Annotated in this window: 15 protein-coding genes; all 15 read right to left on the minus strand. The window is 63.9% G+C overall.

The genetic code is table 11. From position 1 onward, the window contains the following. Positions 1–29 precede the first annotated feature (29 nt). The 15 genes from AC069I_RS18440 to AC069I_RS18510 all read right to left on the minus strand — a co-directional run bounded on the left by AC069I_RS18440 (position 30) and on the right by AC069I_RS18510 (position 18179). Positions 30–257: a hypothetical protein gene (locus AC069I_RS18440; protein WP_478265941.1), complete on the minus strand. Its 228-nt coding sequence runs from the start codon at positions 255–257 to the stop codon at positions 30–32. Next, on the minus strand, positions 254–2431 hold the full coding sequence (locus tag AC069I_RS18445; RefSeq protein WP_478265942.1) for an AAA family ATPase: 2178 nt from the start codon (positions 2429–2431) through the stop codon (positions 254–256). The genes AC069I_RS18440 and AC069I_RS18445 overlap by 4 nt, the downstream gene beginning before the upstream one ends. Then, positions 2320–4005 (minus strand): vWA domain-containing protein, encoded by a 1686-nt coding sequence (locus AC069I_RS18450; protein ID WP_478265943.1) that lies wholly within the window; start codon positions 4003–4005, stop codon positions 2320–2322. The genes AC069I_RS18445 and AC069I_RS18450 overlap by 112 nt, the downstream gene beginning before the upstream one ends. A 102-nt stretch (positions 4006–4107) precedes the next feature. After that, complete coding sequence (locus AC069I_RS18455) at positions 4108–5346, minus strand: AAA family ATPase (protein WP_478265944.1); 1239 nt, start codon at positions 5344–5346, stop codon at positions 4108–4110. 214 nt (positions 5347–5560) lie between these two features. Next, the gene (locus AC069I_RS18460) at positions 5561–6559 is read right to left on the minus strand and encodes a hypothetical protein (RefSeq protein ID WP_478265945.1); all 999 of its coding nucleotides are present in this window, start codon (positions 6557–6559) and stop codon (positions 5561–5563) included. Between the two features lie 140 nt (positions 6560–6699). After that, positions 6700–7605 carry a hypothetical protein gene (locus AC069I_RS18465; protein WP_219152268.1) on the minus strand — a complete coding sequence of 302 codons (906 nt, stop codon included), beginning with the start codon at positions 7603–7605 and terminating at the stop codon, positions 6700–6702. Between the two features lie 660 nt (positions 7606–8265). Continuing rightward, positions 8266–9093: a hypothetical protein gene (locus AC069I_RS18470; protein WP_478265946.1), complete on the minus strand. Its 828-nt coding sequence runs from the start codon at positions 9091–9093 to the stop codon at positions 8266–8268. A gap of 134 nt (positions 9094–9227) precedes the next feature. Then, the gene (locus tag AC069I_RS18475; RefSeq protein ID WP_478265947.1) at positions 9228–9530 is read right to left on the minus strand and encodes a hypothetical protein; all 303 of its coding nucleotides are present in this window, start codon (positions 9528–9530) and stop codon (positions 9228–9230) included. Positions 9531–9642: 112 nt separating this feature from the next. Next, positions 9643–10137 carry a WhiB family transcriptional regulator gene (locus AC069I_RS18480; RefSeq protein WP_478265948.1) on the minus strand — a complete coding sequence of 165 codons (495 nt, stop codon included), beginning with the start codon at positions 10135–10137 and terminating at the stop codon, positions 9643–9645. A 285-nt stretch (positions 10138–10422) separates the two neighbouring features. Further along, entirely contained in the window at positions 10423–11082 is a 660-nt protein-coding gene (locus AC069I_RS18485; RefSeq protein WP_478265949.1) for a hypothetical protein, read from the minus strand. A gap of 112 nt (positions 11083–11194) precedes the next feature. Beyond that, positions 11195–13078, minus strand: coding sequence for an SNF2-related protein (locus tag AC069I_RS18490; protein ID WP_478265950.1), 1884 nt, complete (start codon positions 13076–13078; stop codon positions 11195–11197). Between the two features lie 42 nt (positions 13079–13120). Beyond that, on the minus strand, positions 13121–13864 hold the full coding sequence (locus AC069I_RS18495; protein WP_478265951.1) for a hypothetical protein: 744 nt from the start codon (positions 13862–13864) through the stop codon (positions 13121–13123). 106 nt (positions 13865–13970) lie between these two features. Then, complete coding sequence (locus AC069I_RS18500; RefSeq protein WP_478265952.1) at positions 13971–14297, minus strand: PDDEXK family nuclease; 327 nt, start codon at positions 14295–14297, stop codon at positions 13971–13973. A 77-nt stretch (positions 14298–14374) separates the two neighbouring features. After that, positions 14375–14875: a hypothetical protein gene (locus AC069I_RS18505; RefSeq protein ID WP_478265953.1), complete on the minus strand. Its 501-nt coding sequence runs from the start codon at positions 14873–14875 to the stop codon at positions 14375–14377. Positions 14876–15011: 136 nt separating this feature from the next. Beyond that, positions 15012–18179 (minus strand): hypothetical protein, encoded by a 3168-nt coding sequence (locus AC069I_RS18510; protein ID WP_478265954.1) that lies wholly within the window; start codon positions 18177–18179, stop codon positions 15012–15014. Between the last annotated feature and the right edge of the window lie 39 nt (positions 18180–18218).

An 18218-nucleotide genomic window follows, 5' to 3' on the forward strand; every position in this document is an offset into this window, starting at 1 on the left:
GGTGCCGCCGACGACATGGCAGCTCCTGGCTACCGGGTCGCCCTTGGGGTGCGGGCAAGGCGGGACAGCCGGACGTCCTCGTCCAGTGGGTTCGCCGGGCTGATGGCGCCATGCTGGTCGGTGGTGAACAGGCCGAGCATGAGGCCGAGCTCGCGGAGCTCGTCGACGTCGCGGGCCTTGGCTGCGAGTGTCGTCCGGGCACCGTCGGCGACGACACCGGTACCCCAGGCGCGCTGCTGCGCGTCGGTAACGGTCATTCTGTCTCCTCGGGCGGCGGCATCGCTGCGGCGACGGTGACACCGGCCCGCTGGGCAAGCAGGCGATTCTCGATCCAGGTGCGTACGGCTTTCCCGGCTGGGCGAGCGCCCTGGGAGTCCACGTAGGTGCGATCGGCGAGGGCACGCAGCTCGTCGTCGGGGATCTCCGTGGGAAGGCACGACGCCAGCCGGGGCTTAACCGCCATGATGTGCTCACGCTGCCGGGCGTAGGCCGTTGCCATGATCAGGCGATAGGTGTCCGCGTCGATGGGGTTGAACCCCACGATCAGTGAGAAGCGGCCCAGCAATTCGGGATCGAAGAACCCGGTCAAGGCCCTGGCAAGGCTCGGGGGCGGCACCGGTGCCCGTACAGGACTGAAGCCGATCGGATTTCCGCTAAGCGAGTCTCGTGCGGCGTTGGTGGTGCAGATGATCAGCGCCTTCGAGAAGTCCAGAAGCTTACCGTGCGCGTTCCGGATGTAGCCTTCATCGAAGGCGGACAGGAACAGCCTCTGCACCGCCTTGTCGGCCTTCTCGAACTCATCGAGCAGGATGACCCGGTGAGGGTTGGATTCGAGGGTGTCGAACGGAAGCTCCTGGTTGGAGTCGGATCCGAGGTAGCCTGGCGGGGAGCCAATGATCTTGGACGTCGACCATGACCCGTGGTACTCGGTCATGTTCAGGATGATCGGATCGGAGCCGGTCCTCTGCCGAGCGATGATCTTGGCCGTGTCGGTCTTTCCCACTCCCGAGGCTCCGGCCAGCAGCCACGTCGTCGGGGTCGTCGCGGGGAACAATTCGAGATCTTCGCGCGCCAGGTGGTCGGTCAACTGGTCCAGCACGTCGTCCTGCCCCTGCAACCGGCTCCGGAGGGTCGTGCGTAACGTCTCCAGATCGAAGTCCGGTCGCTGGGCGTTGCCCGTCATCAGCCTCTTGGCCACGTCGAGCACGCGCGCCTTCGTCAGTTGCACCTGCCCCGCGTTCTGAAGGATCTGCGCAAGGGCCGTGTCGCCGTCGTTCTGGGCCTGGACCACGAGCTTCTTCTGCTCCAGGACACGGTCGGCCATCGCCCGGTCGAGCAGGGTAATGGCGTTGTCGGGACGGTGCTGTCCGGCCCGCGAGTTCGCTTCCGCGATTGTGACAGTGTCCGCCAGGACGTCGTCCGTAACGGCGATCTGATGGTGATAGTGGGCCACGAGGCCGGGCCGGACGGTGGCCAGCACCGTCCGGGTCTGTTCGACCGTCAGTTCGTCGACGATGAGCGGTGTGAAGCGGCGGGCGAAGGCCGGATCCTCGTCGACGGCGCGGACTTCGGTGGAGGTGGTGGCGCCGATGACCGACATGTCGCCGCGGGCCAGCGCAGGTTTGAGCATCTGCGAGATCTTCCGGCCGATCGGATCGCTGTGACTGCTGGTGCCGCCGGTGATCTGGTGGATCTCGTCGATGAACAGAATGACCTTGTTCTTGGGATCAACCGCGAAGTCCACGACCGCCTTGACCTTCGCCTCCAGCGACCCGACGAAACTCGAGCCGGCGATCAGGTTGGCGATCGGCAGTTCGTAGATCGTATGGGACGTGAGGTGATCGGGAATCAGGGCGTCCCCGAGTTCGATCCGGCGGGCGATGTCCTCGACGATCCTCGTCTTGCCGACGCCGGCCGAGCCTTTCAGGAGCACGTTCGGTTTGTTCTTGCTGATCAGGACCGAGAGGACTTGCTCGATCAGCGTTTCGCGGAACATCGTCGGGTCGGCCTTGGCGAACTTCTCGTTGTAGTTGACGAGCAGCTCGCCGAGGATGTCGACGTCCGTGTCGCCGGGCGGCGAGCCGGGTGTGGGCTGCCCTGGCGGGAGGCCGCCGGGGGGATTGCTGTCGTCGTCGGAGCCACCCGACGTGAAGTTGCTGAGAGCCATGCGCGTCTCCAGTGCTGGGTATGGCCAATCGGGGCGCGCCGCGCGGACGCGCTGGACGCTCGGACGGCGAGGGGTAGGTCGGGAGACCGGGCGATCAGCAGTGCCGACCGGCGCCAGGGGGCGGCACTGCTGATCCGGCTGGCCAGCTGGGATCAGACGACCATGCCGAGGAGCTTCTGACGGATGCTCGGATCGATGTGCTGCATCGCGTCGGCGTATTTGCTGGCGAGATCGACCATCGTGGGCCAGTCCATGGCAGAGCACGGGGCGTAGTACAGATTCGGCGGGTGCTCCTCGCGCGTGGCGGGAGGGGCCCAGTCAAAGTCTGTGATCATCAGGCTCAGCTGGCGCTTGCGCGTGGCCGAGGCGTTGATGTACTTCCATACTTGCTGGAAGTTCGTCCCACCGGTCACCTTGGGCACCTTGCTGAAGGTGTGCCAGATCTGCTTCTCCGACTTGTTCTCCACCCGGAGCAAAGACTCCTGGGACAGGATATGGCTGAACGAGTTGAAGTACAGGTTGACATTGAGCCTTTTGGCGATCCTGATCAACATCATGACCGCTTCCTGGTAGTTCGCCTCGCTGATCGATCCCGACGTGTCGACGTAGATGTGCAGATCCGGCAGGTAGCTGGTGGAGGTGATCCGGCCAGGCTTGTTGTAGTCGTCGGGTGTCCTGCGATTGGCCTTGAGAAAGGTCGTCCTCGAAGTGCGGAACACGTTCTGCGAACGGGCGACCGCCCGCATGCGCCGCAGCACGCGCTTGATGTCCTTGAACAGGTCGATCTTGCTCGGCGGCTGCTTGCGGAATGCCACCCGCGCCGAACGGCCGGTTGGCTGCCCGGCGTGCGGGAGCGCCGCGATGGCCGCGGCCCTCGCGGCAGCCCTCGGCAAAGAGGTGAGCTTGGAGAGGTTCCGGTGGGAGACGATCTTCAACGGCGATGCCAAGGACTGATTGATCATCCCCCACTCGGCCGTGATCTTGGCCGCGCTGGTTCGGGCGTGAGCTTCGACGTTGACCAGGACGACGGACTGGGGGCAGAAGAGCTCACCGACCGTGAACGGCAGGACGCCGACCTCGATGGCGGTACTGGTCGCCGCCGACTGAGCCCGGTGCTGATCGACATACTGCATCAACATGTGAAGGAGCACCCGGGGGAACGAATGTTCTTCGTTACCGTCACCGTCGTCCTTCCGCAGCAGGAGCGACTCCGTCAGATCGTTGAGCCTCAGCGCCGCGAAGTCGGTCAGCAGTCGCGACGTAGTGGACGGGACTACACGCGTCATCGCTGCGATTTGCACAGACAACCAGGTCTTGAACGTGTCGAAAGAGGCCGCGGACTGGAACCAGAATCCGAGGGTGTTGGGGTGGAAGGAGTAGGCGAGTGACGTGAAGAACAGGCTGTCATCGGCGGCACCGGCGAGCAGGCTTTTCGCGGCGGGTACGACGTCGTTCTGCGCCGTGTAGAGGACTCGTGCCGAGGGGGCCGGAAGCTTGTTGCGGTGACCTGCCTGGGTCGCGAAGAGTTCTCCCACGGGAAGCGGGGTCGCCGGGTCGAAGTTGACCATGGTCTGGCCGAGCAGTTCCTTGGCGCTCTGCTCGGCACCGGCGTTCATGATGTCGCCGAAGCAGCTCATGAGCATGCTCAGGACGTCATTGCTGATGTCACGCCCCGAGGCATCGGTGATCGTGACCGGGCTCCTCGGGTTCAAGGGCGTCAGCAACGGATCCGCGAGGGTCTGCTGGATCGCCGGGACCGGGTCGTAGTTGCCGGTGAGCGAGATCGTGTGCACCGGGTCGAGCACGGCCGGTTTCTGGTTGGTGACAGTTATCGTCATGGCAGCGTCTCTTTCAGCGTTCCGAGGTCAGGAAACCGGTCACTCGCGGCTGCGGGGCCGTTCTGGATGGGCGCCACGGACCCGTCTCTTATGGGCGGCCGATCAGAGGTAGACCTCCAGCGTCGGCTTGAGTTTGTTGGCGATCGGGGTATCCGAAGCCAGGAAGGCCTGGAGATTCGAACGATCGAATTGCTGTGTGGTCACCATCGCCATGAGGGTGCGCAGGTGCTCCTTCTCGAACTGGGTCGCGGCACGGGCCAGGTGTTCGATCAGGAGGGCGTTGTCGTCGTTCTCCTGGAGAGCGAACAGCACGGCGCCGGACAGTTCGTTCCCAGTCAGCAGCGCAATCTCCGTTTCGAGATCGTTCACCGTGCGCGCGGACTTCAGCTGCGCGTAGCAGTTGGGCTTCGGCACGTTGACGCTGTTCTGCTGGCCCGCGGGGTTGGATGCCAGGTCGTCGGCGATCACGTTGACCAGCTGAGCCGTGAAGGTGGTGTTGCCGGTGTATGCCTCGATGGCCTCGTTCAGGAGCGTGGTGTCACGCTCACCGATCTGGACCTGGGTCTGGATGTACTGCGCCAGCTCCCGGGGGTCGGCCGCGTTCAGCCACTTCGACAAGTTGTCGATGGTCCGGGGCGTGGTGAGCTGGTTCATCTCCTCGCCACCGTCGAACAGTTCGGCCATGGTGACCTTGTCCTCGTCGCCATCGCTCTGACCGTCGGCCACGAACGCGGTGGGAATGGACTTCTGGAAGATCATTCCCGGGAACTGCGTGAGCACCTTCTTCACCCAGGGGTTCATCCCGTTGCCCAGAATCGAGAGCAGAGTCGGGGTGTCCGGCTCGACGTGGAAAATGGCGAAGCGAGAGAGACTCGCCTCGTCCAGCGACGTGACGTTTCCCTTGTCGTTGCCCGCGACGACGATGCGGACATTATCCGGTAGTGCGACATGCCCCATGCGGCGCAGAGTCACCAGCGTGAGCGCACCGGATGTCACGTCCGAGGTCGTACGGTTGATCTCATCGAGAAACAGCACAGGCCATTCCCGCGGATTGCTCCGTGCATAGTCGATGCACTCCTGGATCACCTGGTGGGGGTAAAAAACCTGCTTGTAGCTCTGACTGCCGTCGTCGGTGGTGTAGGGAACCAAACGCGCGCCGGTGAGGTCAGCCTTGTCCGCGAGCTGGTTGCACGGCAGGGTGAATGCCTTCGTGCCCATCCCGTAGGCCAGCGCCTCGACGAACGAGGACTTGCCGATGCCTGGCTCGCCCATCAGTGCGGGTGTGGCACCGACTTCCAGGGCCTGCTTGATCAGCGTCGTGAGAGTGTCGTTGAACTTCATGATGAGGTCCTTCTGGTCGGGAGAGGGCAGGGCGTACGAGAACGTGCCTGTATCCGGTGTCGATTCCCGGGGACGTGTCCGCGGTTGGACCTGAGGTGACAGCACCGCCTGTCCGGGTGGCGGTGGAGCCCCGCTGCACACCGCCACCCGATCGCGCTCCGCGCGATCCAGTCCTTTCATCACCACCTGACGCCGGCGTCCCTATCCGTGTGCGTCAGCACGATGACGGGGTGTCGCGCTCCGCTTTCTGAGCCGCAGCTTCACGTTCTGCCACGAGCGCGGCGGCCCGCTCGAGAAGGAACGGTCTCTGGTTGCGCAATTGCGTGTGCTTCGGACGAGCGGGTAGTACCTCGAGCGCGGCTCGATAGAGCAGCCACGCCCGGTCCCCCGGCGTGTAGTGGTTGCCGAGCGTGCCGAGCGTCCGCAACGGCACCTGCATCCAGTGGTAGAGCGTGCCGAGAACTGAGAACTCCCAGCGGGACAGATCGTTGTGGAAGTCGTCCGGCCTGCGCAGACGGCTGCGAGCGCCGAGCACGGTCTGCTCGACGATCGTCTCCGCGTGGGGGATGACCGGCATCGAGCTGCCCGTGCTGACCGTGGCGGACGTGACGCTCGCGCTCTCCCTGGCGTGCACAGCCAGATCCGCGTAGACCTCCTCCACTGTCGCGCCGAGCCGGGGACGGATCGTGGCGGCGGCATCGTCCTCAACCGCGCCTGGTATCGGGGACCGTGTGAAGGTCACCCAATGGTCGAGAAGGAGCTCGTACCATCCCTGCTCGTGCCTCAGCGCACGCTTGTCCGCGGCCACAGGGAAGTCGTGCAGGTTCTCGGGCGCGGGAACGATCAGGTGAAACCCCGCTCCCGACATCGACAGTTCCGCATAGAGAATTCCGGGCATCCGGCACAGGTTCTCCGCGATCTCCGGCGGGCAACCTGGCTCGATATCGATCACCAGGAGGCCGTCCGTATGCACCTGGATGTAGAACGCGGCGTTGCTGGCGCCGGGAAGGGCCTCGGTGAGCTCGTCGAGATCGGTCAAGCACACCGGCCCGATGTTCCAGGCGCCGCGGACACGACCGTGGTCGATCAGTTCACGCAGGTCGATCGGGGCTTTACGTTCGTCGACGTCCTCACCGATCTGCCCTGAGACAGTCCATCGGCGGGCGGGTGCCAACGCACGTATCGCGGGATTCTCATAGAACTGGGGGAACATCGCCCGCGGGTCGGTAGGCAACATCGTGACACGCACGCTTTCGCTGGATGGGAAACCCTGGCGAGGGGTGTGTCAAAAAACGTGCCCTCGCGTTGCTCTGCTCGGAGGCAACGCGAGGGCACATTCGGCTACACCAGCGCTCAGCCCTGATAAGTGATGCCGGCCTGCTGGTCACCGGCGCTCGCCGGCGGGTCACCGGCTCCGCGGGTACCAGCCGTACCAGCCCCGACGCCGACCGGCGAGCCCACTGCCGATCCGGCATTCTTCAAGGCCGCGTTCTCACGTTCGAGGCGCTCGAGTTTCTGCTCGGGTGTTTCCTCGGCCTGCTCCGGTACGACAGTGGCGGTATCGGGAACACCAGCCTGGGGTCGTGTGGCCGCCGTGGGACGCGGCGCAGGCATAGGCCGTCCGTCCTTGATCTCCGTGCCAACGGTTTCGGAGACGCCGCTGGTGGACGCGTCGGCGGGCGGCTGGAGCGCACGGGGTGGGGTGTTGAACACGATGCCACGGGCGGCGAGCTCGCTGGTGGCCACGCCGCCGGCGTTGTAGTAGCGAGGCTTCTCGTGCACGATCACCTGACTGAGTGACAGGCCGCGGTTGGCGAATTTCTCGGGCTTGTAGACGCGCAGGACCAGCTCGACGTCCAGCCCCTGGGCGAGCTCCTGGCCACTGGTGTCCTGGTCGAAGGTGCCGTCTCCCGCCGCGGCCGGGATCGCGATGATAGGGAGATTGCTCCCCTTCGAGTCGATCGAGTAGTTGGCGCCGGTTCCCGGATTCTTGGTCGAGGTGTACCGGCGTTCGTCGACGTACCGTTCCTCGATCGTCGGGTTCGCCGGGTCGGCGAACTGAACCTCGGCCTCGGTGATCGTCACTGTGGTGTGCGGCCTTCCCACGGGGCTCATGCCGCTCTGGATCTTGCGCTGGTCGCTGCGGGCGAGCTCGTCGCCGTCGATCGGACGGGTGAGACGGCCAAAAGCGAGCTTTCCCCGGATGAAGACAGTGGTGTTCTCGGTCAGCTGGCTGGCCGAGATGGAGTGGTTGCTCATTCTGTTCCTTCTGTTCACTTTTGTTCAACGGCATATCGGAGCAGTGAGAGAATCGGTGGATTCTTCTTGTCGCCTGACGAGAGCGCTACGGTGCCGTCACCATGACCACTCGCTATAGCCGACTGTCGTGAGTGACAGCCGTACCAACGTAGAGAGGCACTCATGCGAGGCTCCCGGAATCTCCGAGCGTGTGACGTCGGAACTGCGTGAACGACAATTGCACCGCGCGCACAGGCCGGGATTGTGGAGCCGAATCAGGCCCCGCGATGCCGGACGGTGAGACGCATGAGCAAGGCCCGGTCCGTCGTGGCCGATGGACCGGGCCTTGCTCACCTGTCGTGGGCGCCTCGTCGTAGCACCGCGGGCGGGCCCGAGACAGGAGTGGGGTGCACCCCTCGTAGCACTCCGTTCGCCGCGTCTGTCTTGCAGGCCTCGGGAACGGACTCTCAGCGGCATCTTGCGTGGTTCCTCGGACTATCGGCCCCGCCCGGGCGGCCGTTGTCGCGTTTCTGGCCACAGATCTCGCGCCACCATGCCCGGGGCCGGCGTCAGCCGGGCCATGGCCGACGGCGTTTCCGGATGTATCGTCGGTGGCTTCACGCGCACGGACTGCTCACATCGCCGAAATAGACGCATCCGGCAGTGGAAGCCGTCCGGCGCTCAGTCAGTCGCTGTTGCCGCCGGTCCCTCGGCGTCTCGCGTTCCGTGCTCCCGTTCGGACAGGAAGCTGCGGACCTGACCACTGTTCATCATGTCACCCAGATGGGCAAGGAACACCGCACGTTGAGTACGCCGTCGATCGTGGCGAGGCCCGTAGACGCGCAGGGCCCGCATATCGATCACCCAGCCGTTCTCACGAGCGATGGCCTCGCCCAGCGCTGAGCCTTCGGGAACGTTCATCCCGGTGAAGTCGTGGTCGAACTCGGGCGCGATGTCGAGGCGCTGCTGCGGTTCCACGAGGTGGACGACATCGCCGCCGACTCTCGCGCCGTCGTGATCGAAGGCGGTGAGGACGGCACGATCCGGGTGAGCGGTGGTGTCGACGTGGACAGCCGCGACGGCACCATCGTCCATGAACGACGTGCTGGCCACGTGCTGATAGACACGGGCCCGCACCTCGTAACGCCACATGATCTCGCGCGCCTCCTCGAAACCATGGAATCCCTCCGCGTCCGCGCTGTGCTCGCCCGACTGCTCACTGGCCGGCGGATCCCGCTGCGCATCCGGGATGGGCGTATGGTGCCGCGGGTGCCTCGCCGAGACCCTGACGCTGTTACGTGACTTTCCGATCATGTGGGTGACCATCCCTCCTCGCCGGCGATGCCACTGCAGGACTGCGGCCGCGACGCTGTTGATATTCCTCACCGGAGCTCTATGCGTGCTGGCAGCACGGCAGCCGTGCATTGTCCCACGAGCACCGGCAGTACGCCCGGACAATCGCTTGCGCATGGCGAGGGTCCCGATGGGCACCGTCGTCGACGTCCACATGTCACACCTCTTTCCCCTCATAGGACCAGTACAAAATCAACTCTGCCATCACCGCCGGTGTTGCGCAGGAATTCGAAACAGATGCGCAGCGTGACCGCGGTGCCGGTGGTCGCCCTGGGGGTGGACTCTCCCGGCTACGTCCTGGTGGTGGCGGGGACGGTGCCCCAGAGAGGCTCTGTCGCCACCTTCACCAAGGTCAGCCCTGGTCGTTCGTCGTCCCGGCTGACTTTCCACCTCCGACGCAGAACGGCGGCTTTATTCCTCGCGAGGCGGCGTTCAGAAAACGGGCCGAACGCGCGGGCGTACGTCGTCGTCTTTCCGGTCTTCAGGTGGCGATGCTGAAGAATAGCCACCGTGATAAAGCCGTGAGCCTCCGCGCTCACCAAAGCGTCCCAGGATGGATAGATCGTGTCGGTGTTTGGGCTGTAGGCTTCCATGGCGGGTCCCTTTCGTCCGCGCCACCAGCGACGACGCGTGGTTCTCGGTATTCGGCCGGCTGGTGGTCTCCGTGACCGCCGACCGCGGAACGGCCGTGCGCACGTTCAGAGTTCACGACGCCGCCGTGCTTCCCGTCCTGGCACGATCCGGGGAACCTTCATCGCGGCTTACTTGAGCACGGTGCCGCTTCAGCACCCTGTAGACCGTCCGGTCGGTGACGCCGATCCGCGCGGCGATGGTCGGCGCCCGCATACCTCGGCCGGTCATGGTCACGATGGTCGCGTCACGTTCATGCTTGCGCGCCCGCGCCGGTGTCAGCTGAAGATCCGACCGACTATCGATGATGCGATTGCGTTCGCCGGCGGAGACGCCACCCCACACTCCTGTGCGCTCATCGGCTTCCAAGGCGTACATCAGGCACTGAGCCCGGACCTCACACCGGGCACAGATACGTTTCGCGTCCACGGCATCGTCATCGTCATCGGGGAAAAACAACTCTGGGTCAGTCTCCGCGCAAAGGGCATCATCATGCCAGCGTGGCTTCTGACGTTCAGCGCCGGATGACACCAGTAGTTCGGTCGAGGTGTTCGACACGTAATAGCGCATAAGTTCCGCCCATGTTCCGCAGTCCTCAAACACGACCTCGGAGTGCGTTTGATGACTGCTTGATACTCTCGTCGCCCAATTCAGATCTCGTAGCCCAGCCGCGATCGCGATCAGCCTCGGCGACTGCAGACGCCGTGGCTGCCGAGACCACGTCGGCGGGCTCACGCACAGATACAGCCACAACATCGATGGGGCATCGTCATCGACTATCCGCACCAGCGCGCTGTCGAGGCCGGCAGCGGGCCTCGACAGCGTGACTCGTCCCGCCCGGCAGCTGGGTGACCGTCAGTCGAGGTACTGACGAGGAGCGCTGTCAGCCGATGTGGCGGCCGTTTGGGATCCGAGGGCTTCTCCAGCCATGTTGGCCAACTGGTCCAGAAGCCCCGATAGCAGGATCCGGACCTCGGCATCATTGCCGTGATCACGGAGCCACTCCGCCACACCGTGCGACATGCCATCGTCACGTTCCCGCAGCGCGGCGGCAAGCTCACCGGCAATCGGACTGGCCGAATTCCCGGGATGCTCGGCTGTGATGTCGACGACCACCGCCACGACTTTCCGATCGCTGGTCGTGGCGGATGCCAGGAGTTTCCTCAGCGTCTCCCGTTCGGCTCGACCTTGCTCGTCGTGATAGACGAGTGTGATCTTGTCGGGACTGGTCAAGACGTCAGCGGTCGTTGCGGGCACCGCGCTGTCGACGACCTCGATCAGTGCACGAACCTGTCTCAAACGGGCCAGCAAGCAGTCTCGCTCCGCTTTCCGTTCCCGGAACCTGGCCATGTGTCTATCGCAGCACGTATCGAGTGGCCCAGGCGCGGCGTTGACGTCCTGATAGCCGGAGATGTAGTGCTGGGTCTCGGCGGCCTTGTCGAAGAGCGCGTTCCTGATGATGCGGCGCTGATCGTCCGTCGTCGTGAAGGTGAATTCCGATGGCGCTTCTGTCACTGCCTACTCCCCTATGATCGCGTGTGCGGTGTCGGTTCGCCGTCCGCGTCCGGACGCGGCCAGCACCACCGGATGGGCGCGGTGTGGGCTACCTCCCCGAAGGATGCGAGTTCTAGACCCGCTCAGAGAGCCAGAGGTCATTGAGGTCTTCCCGAATTTCGGCTTCCAGAGCGGCGGCGCAAATCGCATCGCCAGACACAGCGTCGAGGAGGTTGTCCTGGACCAACTGCTTCTCTGCCAGCAGACGAGGCATACGCTCGTCCTGGGTGCCCTTCGCGATGAGACGATGAATCACTACTGGCCGGGTCTGCCCCGGACGGGGAAGTCTGCCGTTGGTCTGCAGGTAGTGTTCCAGCGAGAACGGCAACGTGTACCAGATCAGCGACGAGCCGCCGTACTGCAGATTCAGACCGTGCCCGGCGCTGGCGGGGTGAAGCAGCATCACGGGAATCTGCTGGGCGTTCCACCGGTGGACCATGTGGCGAGAACCATCGAAGGCCTCCGCGCCGACGCCTGTCTTTACGAAGTGCGCGAGCAGGCGTTCACGATCCGAACGGAACTGGTAGGCGATGAGCATCGGCTGCCCGCCGTTGTTCCTCACCAGATACTCCGCCATTTCCAGCTTCTTGTCGTGGATGACGGTGTAGTCGCCCTTGGACGATGGCTGGTCCGGATCGGCGGTGTACAGCGTCCCGGAGGCGAACTGCATGAGCTTGCTCGTCAGCACCGCCTGGTTGTCGGCGACGATCGATTCAAGGCTGTGGGTGAGCGCACCGTCCGCATCGCGGTATGTCTTGACCACATCCATGACGAGGTCGCGCCTGAATTCCTTGTAAGTCTGAAGCAGGTCCGCAGGAAGCGTGACGTTGACGTCCTGGATGCTTACCGGTGGCAGCACCAAGGACGTGTTCTCCGCACTCATAACCAGGTGAGAGATCGCCTGGTGGATCTCTTCTTCGGCATCGTCTTTCGGAATCCACTTCGCCGGCGTGGTGGTGCCAGGCACCATCTTCGGGATGAACCAGCGGCGGCGGAAGTCCGTGATGGTTCTGCCGAGCGAGGCGCCCTCGTCGAGCAGGTAGACCTGGCTCCACAGGTCGTGTAGGCCGTTCGGGCTGGGTGTTCCCGTCAGCTCGATGAGCCGGTTGATCGCGGGTCGGACCTGCGCGAGTGCCGTGAATCGATCGCTCGCATGAGATTTGAAGCCCTGCGACTCGTCGATGATGACCGTGGGAAACGGCCAGGTAATGGTCCGTTGCCCGTTGAGCTCATGAACCGGCATCTGGTCGACCAGGCCGAAGCGACATTCGGAGCAGCCCTGACCCGAGCAGGTCGGGCAGGGACGCCGCTCTCTTGCCACGGTCTTGGCCGCGAGCAGTTCGCGGATCGCCGTTGTGATCGCCGCTTTGCTGGGGACGGGCCGGCCGGACCGAGCCGCTTCCTCGCGGCAGTTGACGACCACGTCGTCCTGGGGCGCCGGTCCCCTGGTTCGCAGGAAGTCCAGGACATCCAAGGCCTCCGGTGACAGCGTGCCCAGAACGTCCGGTGGAAGCACTGGGCCGGATGTGCGGTCGGGCACCGCTTTTAGCACGCTCGTTCGCTGGGATGGCTGAGTGAGAATCTCCTGGTTGACAAAGTACATCGTCGGCGGGTCGGTGAAGATCTCCCGAAACCGCTCGAGACGTTGCTGCCGGGAGATCTTCCGGTCAAGGTCGTCGACGATCAAGGATTTCGTCCTTATCGGAAATCCCCACTTCTCGATCTCGTCGAGCCATGTCGATCGAGCGATCGCGACAGGCGCGATGAGAAGAATGTGCCCGATCGGCCGTACAGTTTGCAGGACACGCAGTGTCGCGAGGGTTTTGCCGCCGCCTATGTTGACCCAGGCCCCAGCGAAGGGCCGGTCGACGATGAAATCGTGGATCTGTTGCTGGTGGGGCTGCAGGGCGGGGGCCTGGGGCACCGAGGTCCGAGTGCTGGTGTTGGCGGTGTTCACGACCTGTGCCGTCCTTTCTGGCTTGTCGTTCGGCGGTCGTGCTCAGACATCAAGGACCTCTCGAACGAGGTCCAGCCGGGCTTGAGCTTCATCGGCACGTCTCTTCTCGCGCGCCAGTTCGGCTCCGAGTGCTGTGACACGGGCGGTGAGCCAGGCGAGCTCCGCGTCATCCGGCAGTGCCCCGGCCACGATCGACGTGGGGGGTTCCGCTCCGGCAGGAAGTCCCTGGCCGGGGCCGATCACCGCGGAGGTGTCCGCATCGTGGCGGCCCGTCGCCGCAGGTTCGAATCGCGGGGCGCGAGTGTCGGCTCCCCCGTTCCCCTCACGAACGCTGAACCTCACCACGCCGTCCTCGTCGAACGTGACTTCCAGCTGCTGCGTCGCGGGCAGACTTTCGGGTTGCCGGTCAAACCATCGGCTGAATGCTGCTCCATGTACGACAAAAGCCTCGGCGACGGTCATCAACTCTGGGGTACGTGACGTTTGCCGCGTGATCGCAGGGCCGTCGTCGTGGCTATGATTGGACATCAGATGACGCAGGTCTCTACGTACGTTGTGAATTTTCCGGTTGGACGCTCCTTTGTTGCGCGACACGGAGACTGAACCTCCGGCATTATTGCGAATGATGCAGTTGCCATTCGCCGAGATATCCCCAAGACATCCATACTCGATGGCCTCAAGGATCAATTTCCGCGCCTGATCGTCGAAACCTCCGAGTTCCTGTCGGGTGAGACGCCGAAACTTGTCGGCGCCGCTGTTTCCGCTCCGCGATTGGCTTTTCGTCATCTGCTTCCTTCGGGTCCGCACGGACGCGCGCCAGCAACTGGCCCACGGGGTGAAGACCTGGACACGGCGCGGCGTCACTGGGGGTGTGGGTGGACATGCCCTACGGTTATGCCTCGACCGCAAGCCGCGAATGGCACTGGCCGCGGAGGTGTTCGACCAAGGTGTCGACTCCGGCCTCGTCGTCGACGACATGGACCGCAGCGCCGAAGTGCCGGAGTTTCGCGTGCATCCGGCTCTGCCGTGCCCCGAGTCGTCCGGCCGTGCGCTTGACCTCGACGAAGACCACACCGGTGATCGGCGACACCACGATCCGGTCCGGCACTCCCGCCCGGCCAGGGGAGACGAACTTCATGCACAGGAGCCCGTTCTCGCGGCACATCCGCAGGAGGTAGCGTTCGATGGCATTCTCACGCTGACCGACGGCCTTTCCCATCACGTTCTCCTGTTGTCCTCTCCGATCGCACGAACGTGCCCGTCGGGGCACGCCGTCCCGATCGCCGACGGTTCCGGTCACAGGTGACCGGCGATCCAGCCGTCGACATACGCCCGGAGCCGCTGGTGCCCGTCTTGCCCGGCGTCGCCGTCGGTGGTGCCGTAAGGGATGGACATGGTCAACGTCGCTCGCTCGAGCGCCGTTACGCTCACCGGGGTCGCCCCGCGGCCATCGGCGATTTCGATCATGAATGTGGGCATGCACTGGTTCTGACTGCCAGGGCTGCACTGAGACCAGTCGCGGCCGCAATCGGTGCCGGCGATGCTGTAGTCGCACGCGCCGGCGCAGACGCTCAGTGAGGATTCACCCACGCCGATCTTGAGCATTCCGTCGACCGACAGAACGCGTTCACTGTCGCCAGTCTCGAATACCGCCGCAAGAGGACCGCGGGTGACGCTGATGCCATTTCGGCGGCGAAGGTCGTCTGCGATTTGGTCGAGGTTGTCGAACGCAACAGTACCGGCGGCCTCGGCCTCTCGAATCAATGCAGCGATTTTCTCATCGTCTTCATAGGTCATAGGACGCTCCATGGGGATATTTTCCTGGGTTCAGGACGTCGATGAATAGCGACGAGTACCGATCAGTGGCGACAAGGACTCTCAGTGGTTCGACACAACTCCGCGCCAACGTTGCACGGACCGCGCCGGCGGATTGTCACACGGCTGTGTTCATCCAGTTCTTGGTGAAGGTATCCGCGAGCATCTGGTTGTATATATCGAGGTCGAGCGACGCGATCAGCGTCCCGACGGTCGCGGACGGCAAGGAGTACAAGTCGTCGTTGACGATGGCCATCGGCCACGTCGGGTCCAGGCCGTTGATCCGTCGGATGACCACGTCCTGGTCGTCGGGCAGCACCATCAGCCCCTTGGAGACGGACGCCTCAGCGCGGTTCCTGGCCCAGCCATGGTGCCGGAGGACCCTGAGAGCGAGTGGATCCCGCCGGACGCCCGAAGAGCCGCTGTCGCGCCTCTTCGTCTGGCTCGCGCTCGTTACTTTCCACGCACCCGCATTGTGCAGGCTGACGGCGCCGGGGGTGCCTGCCTGTACCACGAAGACCCGGTTGACCATCTGCAGGGCGCGCGGTTCGGCCAATGTGGCGTCGGTGTCCTGGTCGTCGCCGGGTGTGTGGCCGATCGGCTCGGCTGCGAACGGGTACGTGATGGAACCGCGGGAGGCGGCGATCACGTTCTGGAACAGAAGTAGGGTCCTGACTGGAGCATCCGGCCGCACCGCTTCCTGGATCATTTTCAGGCCCAGGGCATGGTCGAAAGGTTCGGCGAACGCTGCTTCCCCGCCGCTGGCGACCGTCTGCAGGTACCGGGCCAGAGCGAAGTCGACTACGGCCGGGTGTGCCAGCGATTTCGTTGGGGTCGGACCGCTGTGGCATGCCAGTGTGCCACCGGAGGCTGTGACGATCGCGCTCTCGGCGACTGTCTTGCCACGGGCGGGCGCGGCCAGCTCGAGGCGGTTGTTCGAGTCCTTGCTGATGAGGAACATCAGTTCGGGTTCGATGTCAACGCCGATAGCGTGCTGCTGTTCGGCGAGCACTCGGTTGTTCGCCACCTCGTCGAACCCTGTCGCGTGGTCGACAACGGAATAGAGGCCATCGGTGTTGGTGGAAATGATGCGGGCACCAGCAAGGGTCTGAGCCTGCCCGATGCGCCAGCTGAAGAGCTGGCCGATGATCCGCATCGAGATGATGCGGTTGTTCATCCGGATCGGCGTGCGGTGGCGAGCGTCACCTGCACCAGAGGCCGAGTTGAGGATGAGTTTAGTACCGTTCCGCAGAGTCTCGAGGCGTGTCCTCTCTTCAGGGGACAAACCCGGACGCTTCATCTCACGCCCATAGCGTTCCTTATCGAAGAAGATCTTCGCATAGCGATCCTCGCCGAGCTCGGAGTTGTAGAACGCCCGCATGTTGCGTAGCAGGTTCGGGTAGTAGCTGGTGAAGTCCTCGTGGACGGCGAGTCCTGCACTGGTACGGGCGAACTTCGGGTGGAGCTTGGTGGCCTCGTTGTCGCCCCCCGTGAACAGCGCCGGAGCTGTCTTGGCCGGGCCGGCCCGGTAGGCGGCACCGGATACGGACGTATTGGCCAGGACGACCTTCCCTTCCAGCACTGTGCCATCGGGCAGGAGGACATTCAGGGATTCGCTGGCGGACCGTTGAGTCGCCAGGAGCATGGCAGCGTCAGGAACCGCTGCCTGAGCTCGGGCCACCTGTGCTGCCTGGATCGGGTCGTCCTTCTTGGGTTTGCGGAACTTCACCTTCTCGGGGCTGGAGCCGAGGAGTACCAGGCGTTTGTCGACGGTGGATCCGTCGGGAAGAGTCAGCCTGTTGTGCTGATGCCTGGCCTCCGCGAGGAAATCCTTCGCATCGGGGAAGCACAGTTTGGCGCGACGGAGCATCACCTCGTGTTCGAGGTGCTCGATCCGCTCGGCTGTGTATACGGACAAGTCCGCCTCTGCGCCGTGAATGCCTCCAGTGGAGAACGTCACGAAGCACGACGACGGTGACCCGTCTGCCTGAAAGTACGGGATGTTGTTCGGGCCTTTGGGAATGTCACGCAGGCTCCGCGCGGGGAGTGTGAACATCTGCCGGTACTCGTCCGAATCGTTGAAGTTCTGCCCCTCGATCGACCGGTAGTAGTCGACAACTTGCATGAACTGACGATGCGCGCGAACCTGCGCCGGGCTAACGCCCGAGACAGCTCCGGGGTCAGGCGCGACATTCTGCTCGAAGAAGCGCACGCATTCGTCGAGCACGTTCACTGTCTGGACACCGCGCTCACGTGCGATCACAGGATCCGGATACATGAACGACACCGCCTCGATATCTGTCAGAGGGGTAAACGGCGCGAGGATCCGGCCGACGAACTTCGCCGACGATGAGTCGATGGTCAGACGATCGCGCCGGACCGTACCGTTCTGGTGGAGCACTGTCTCGGAGTACTGCGCGAGGAGGCCTGCTTTGAGATCGAAACTGCCCGCGTACGCTGGATGCCGGAACAACTGGGCTAACCCCAGGCAGTCCGACACGTTGTAGGCCAGCAGATCGTAAAGGTCGTCAGGGCTGGTGATTGCACCGTCCTGGCCGAGCCGATCGGACTCTTTGATCTGCCGGCCGAGTATCCCGAGCAGTCGTTTCAGGCTGACCTTGAACTGCACCTCGTTGAGACGTGCGACGTCGAGATGGCGGCCGGAGCCCAGCATGGAGCGCCGGATCCTGGCGGCCGGACTGTCCCACCCGAGGTAACCAGGCATGTACCCGATGTGCTGTTCCCCGAATAGTAGGTCGTTGTACTGCCGCATGCGGCTCGCCGCTGCAGGCTGAAACATGTTCGCACGGTGCGGGGCCGGAAAGACCTCCGTGAAATACAGTGCGAGCATGACCGAGTCGTAATTCAGCGAGTTGTAACCCGCGAGGAAAGGATGCCGGACCGGGTCATAGCCCGGATCGGTATCACACACCGGACGAAGCTCGCTCGGATAGTCGGACAGCTCGCCGCGGTCGCAGACGTTCTCGGCGTTCGAGAGACCGATCAGCGTGGCGAGCCGGTAATTGGCTGGTTCAGAGTTTAGATTCCAGAGCTTAACGTTCACGGCCGGTAGCCCAGGGTTCGCCGTCATGATCCTGTCGTACAGCGCTCGCGGTGCGACACTGGCGGCCAGCACCGGGTCATCCACGAGAAAGAAGACCTCCAGCGTGTCGACGGACTGCTCAGATTCCGGCGTGTAGGCGCAGAGTGTAAAAGCGTCCGACAGTGACTCGAGGTCGTAGAAGGTGAATCGCGCTGTCGCCGCCGTGACCGGTGTTCGTTCCATGGATATCTCTTTCGTCGTCCCAGCCCGGCCGGCCACGTG

It is taken from the genome of Amycolatopsis sp. NPDC043885 (genome assembly GCF_056435685.1).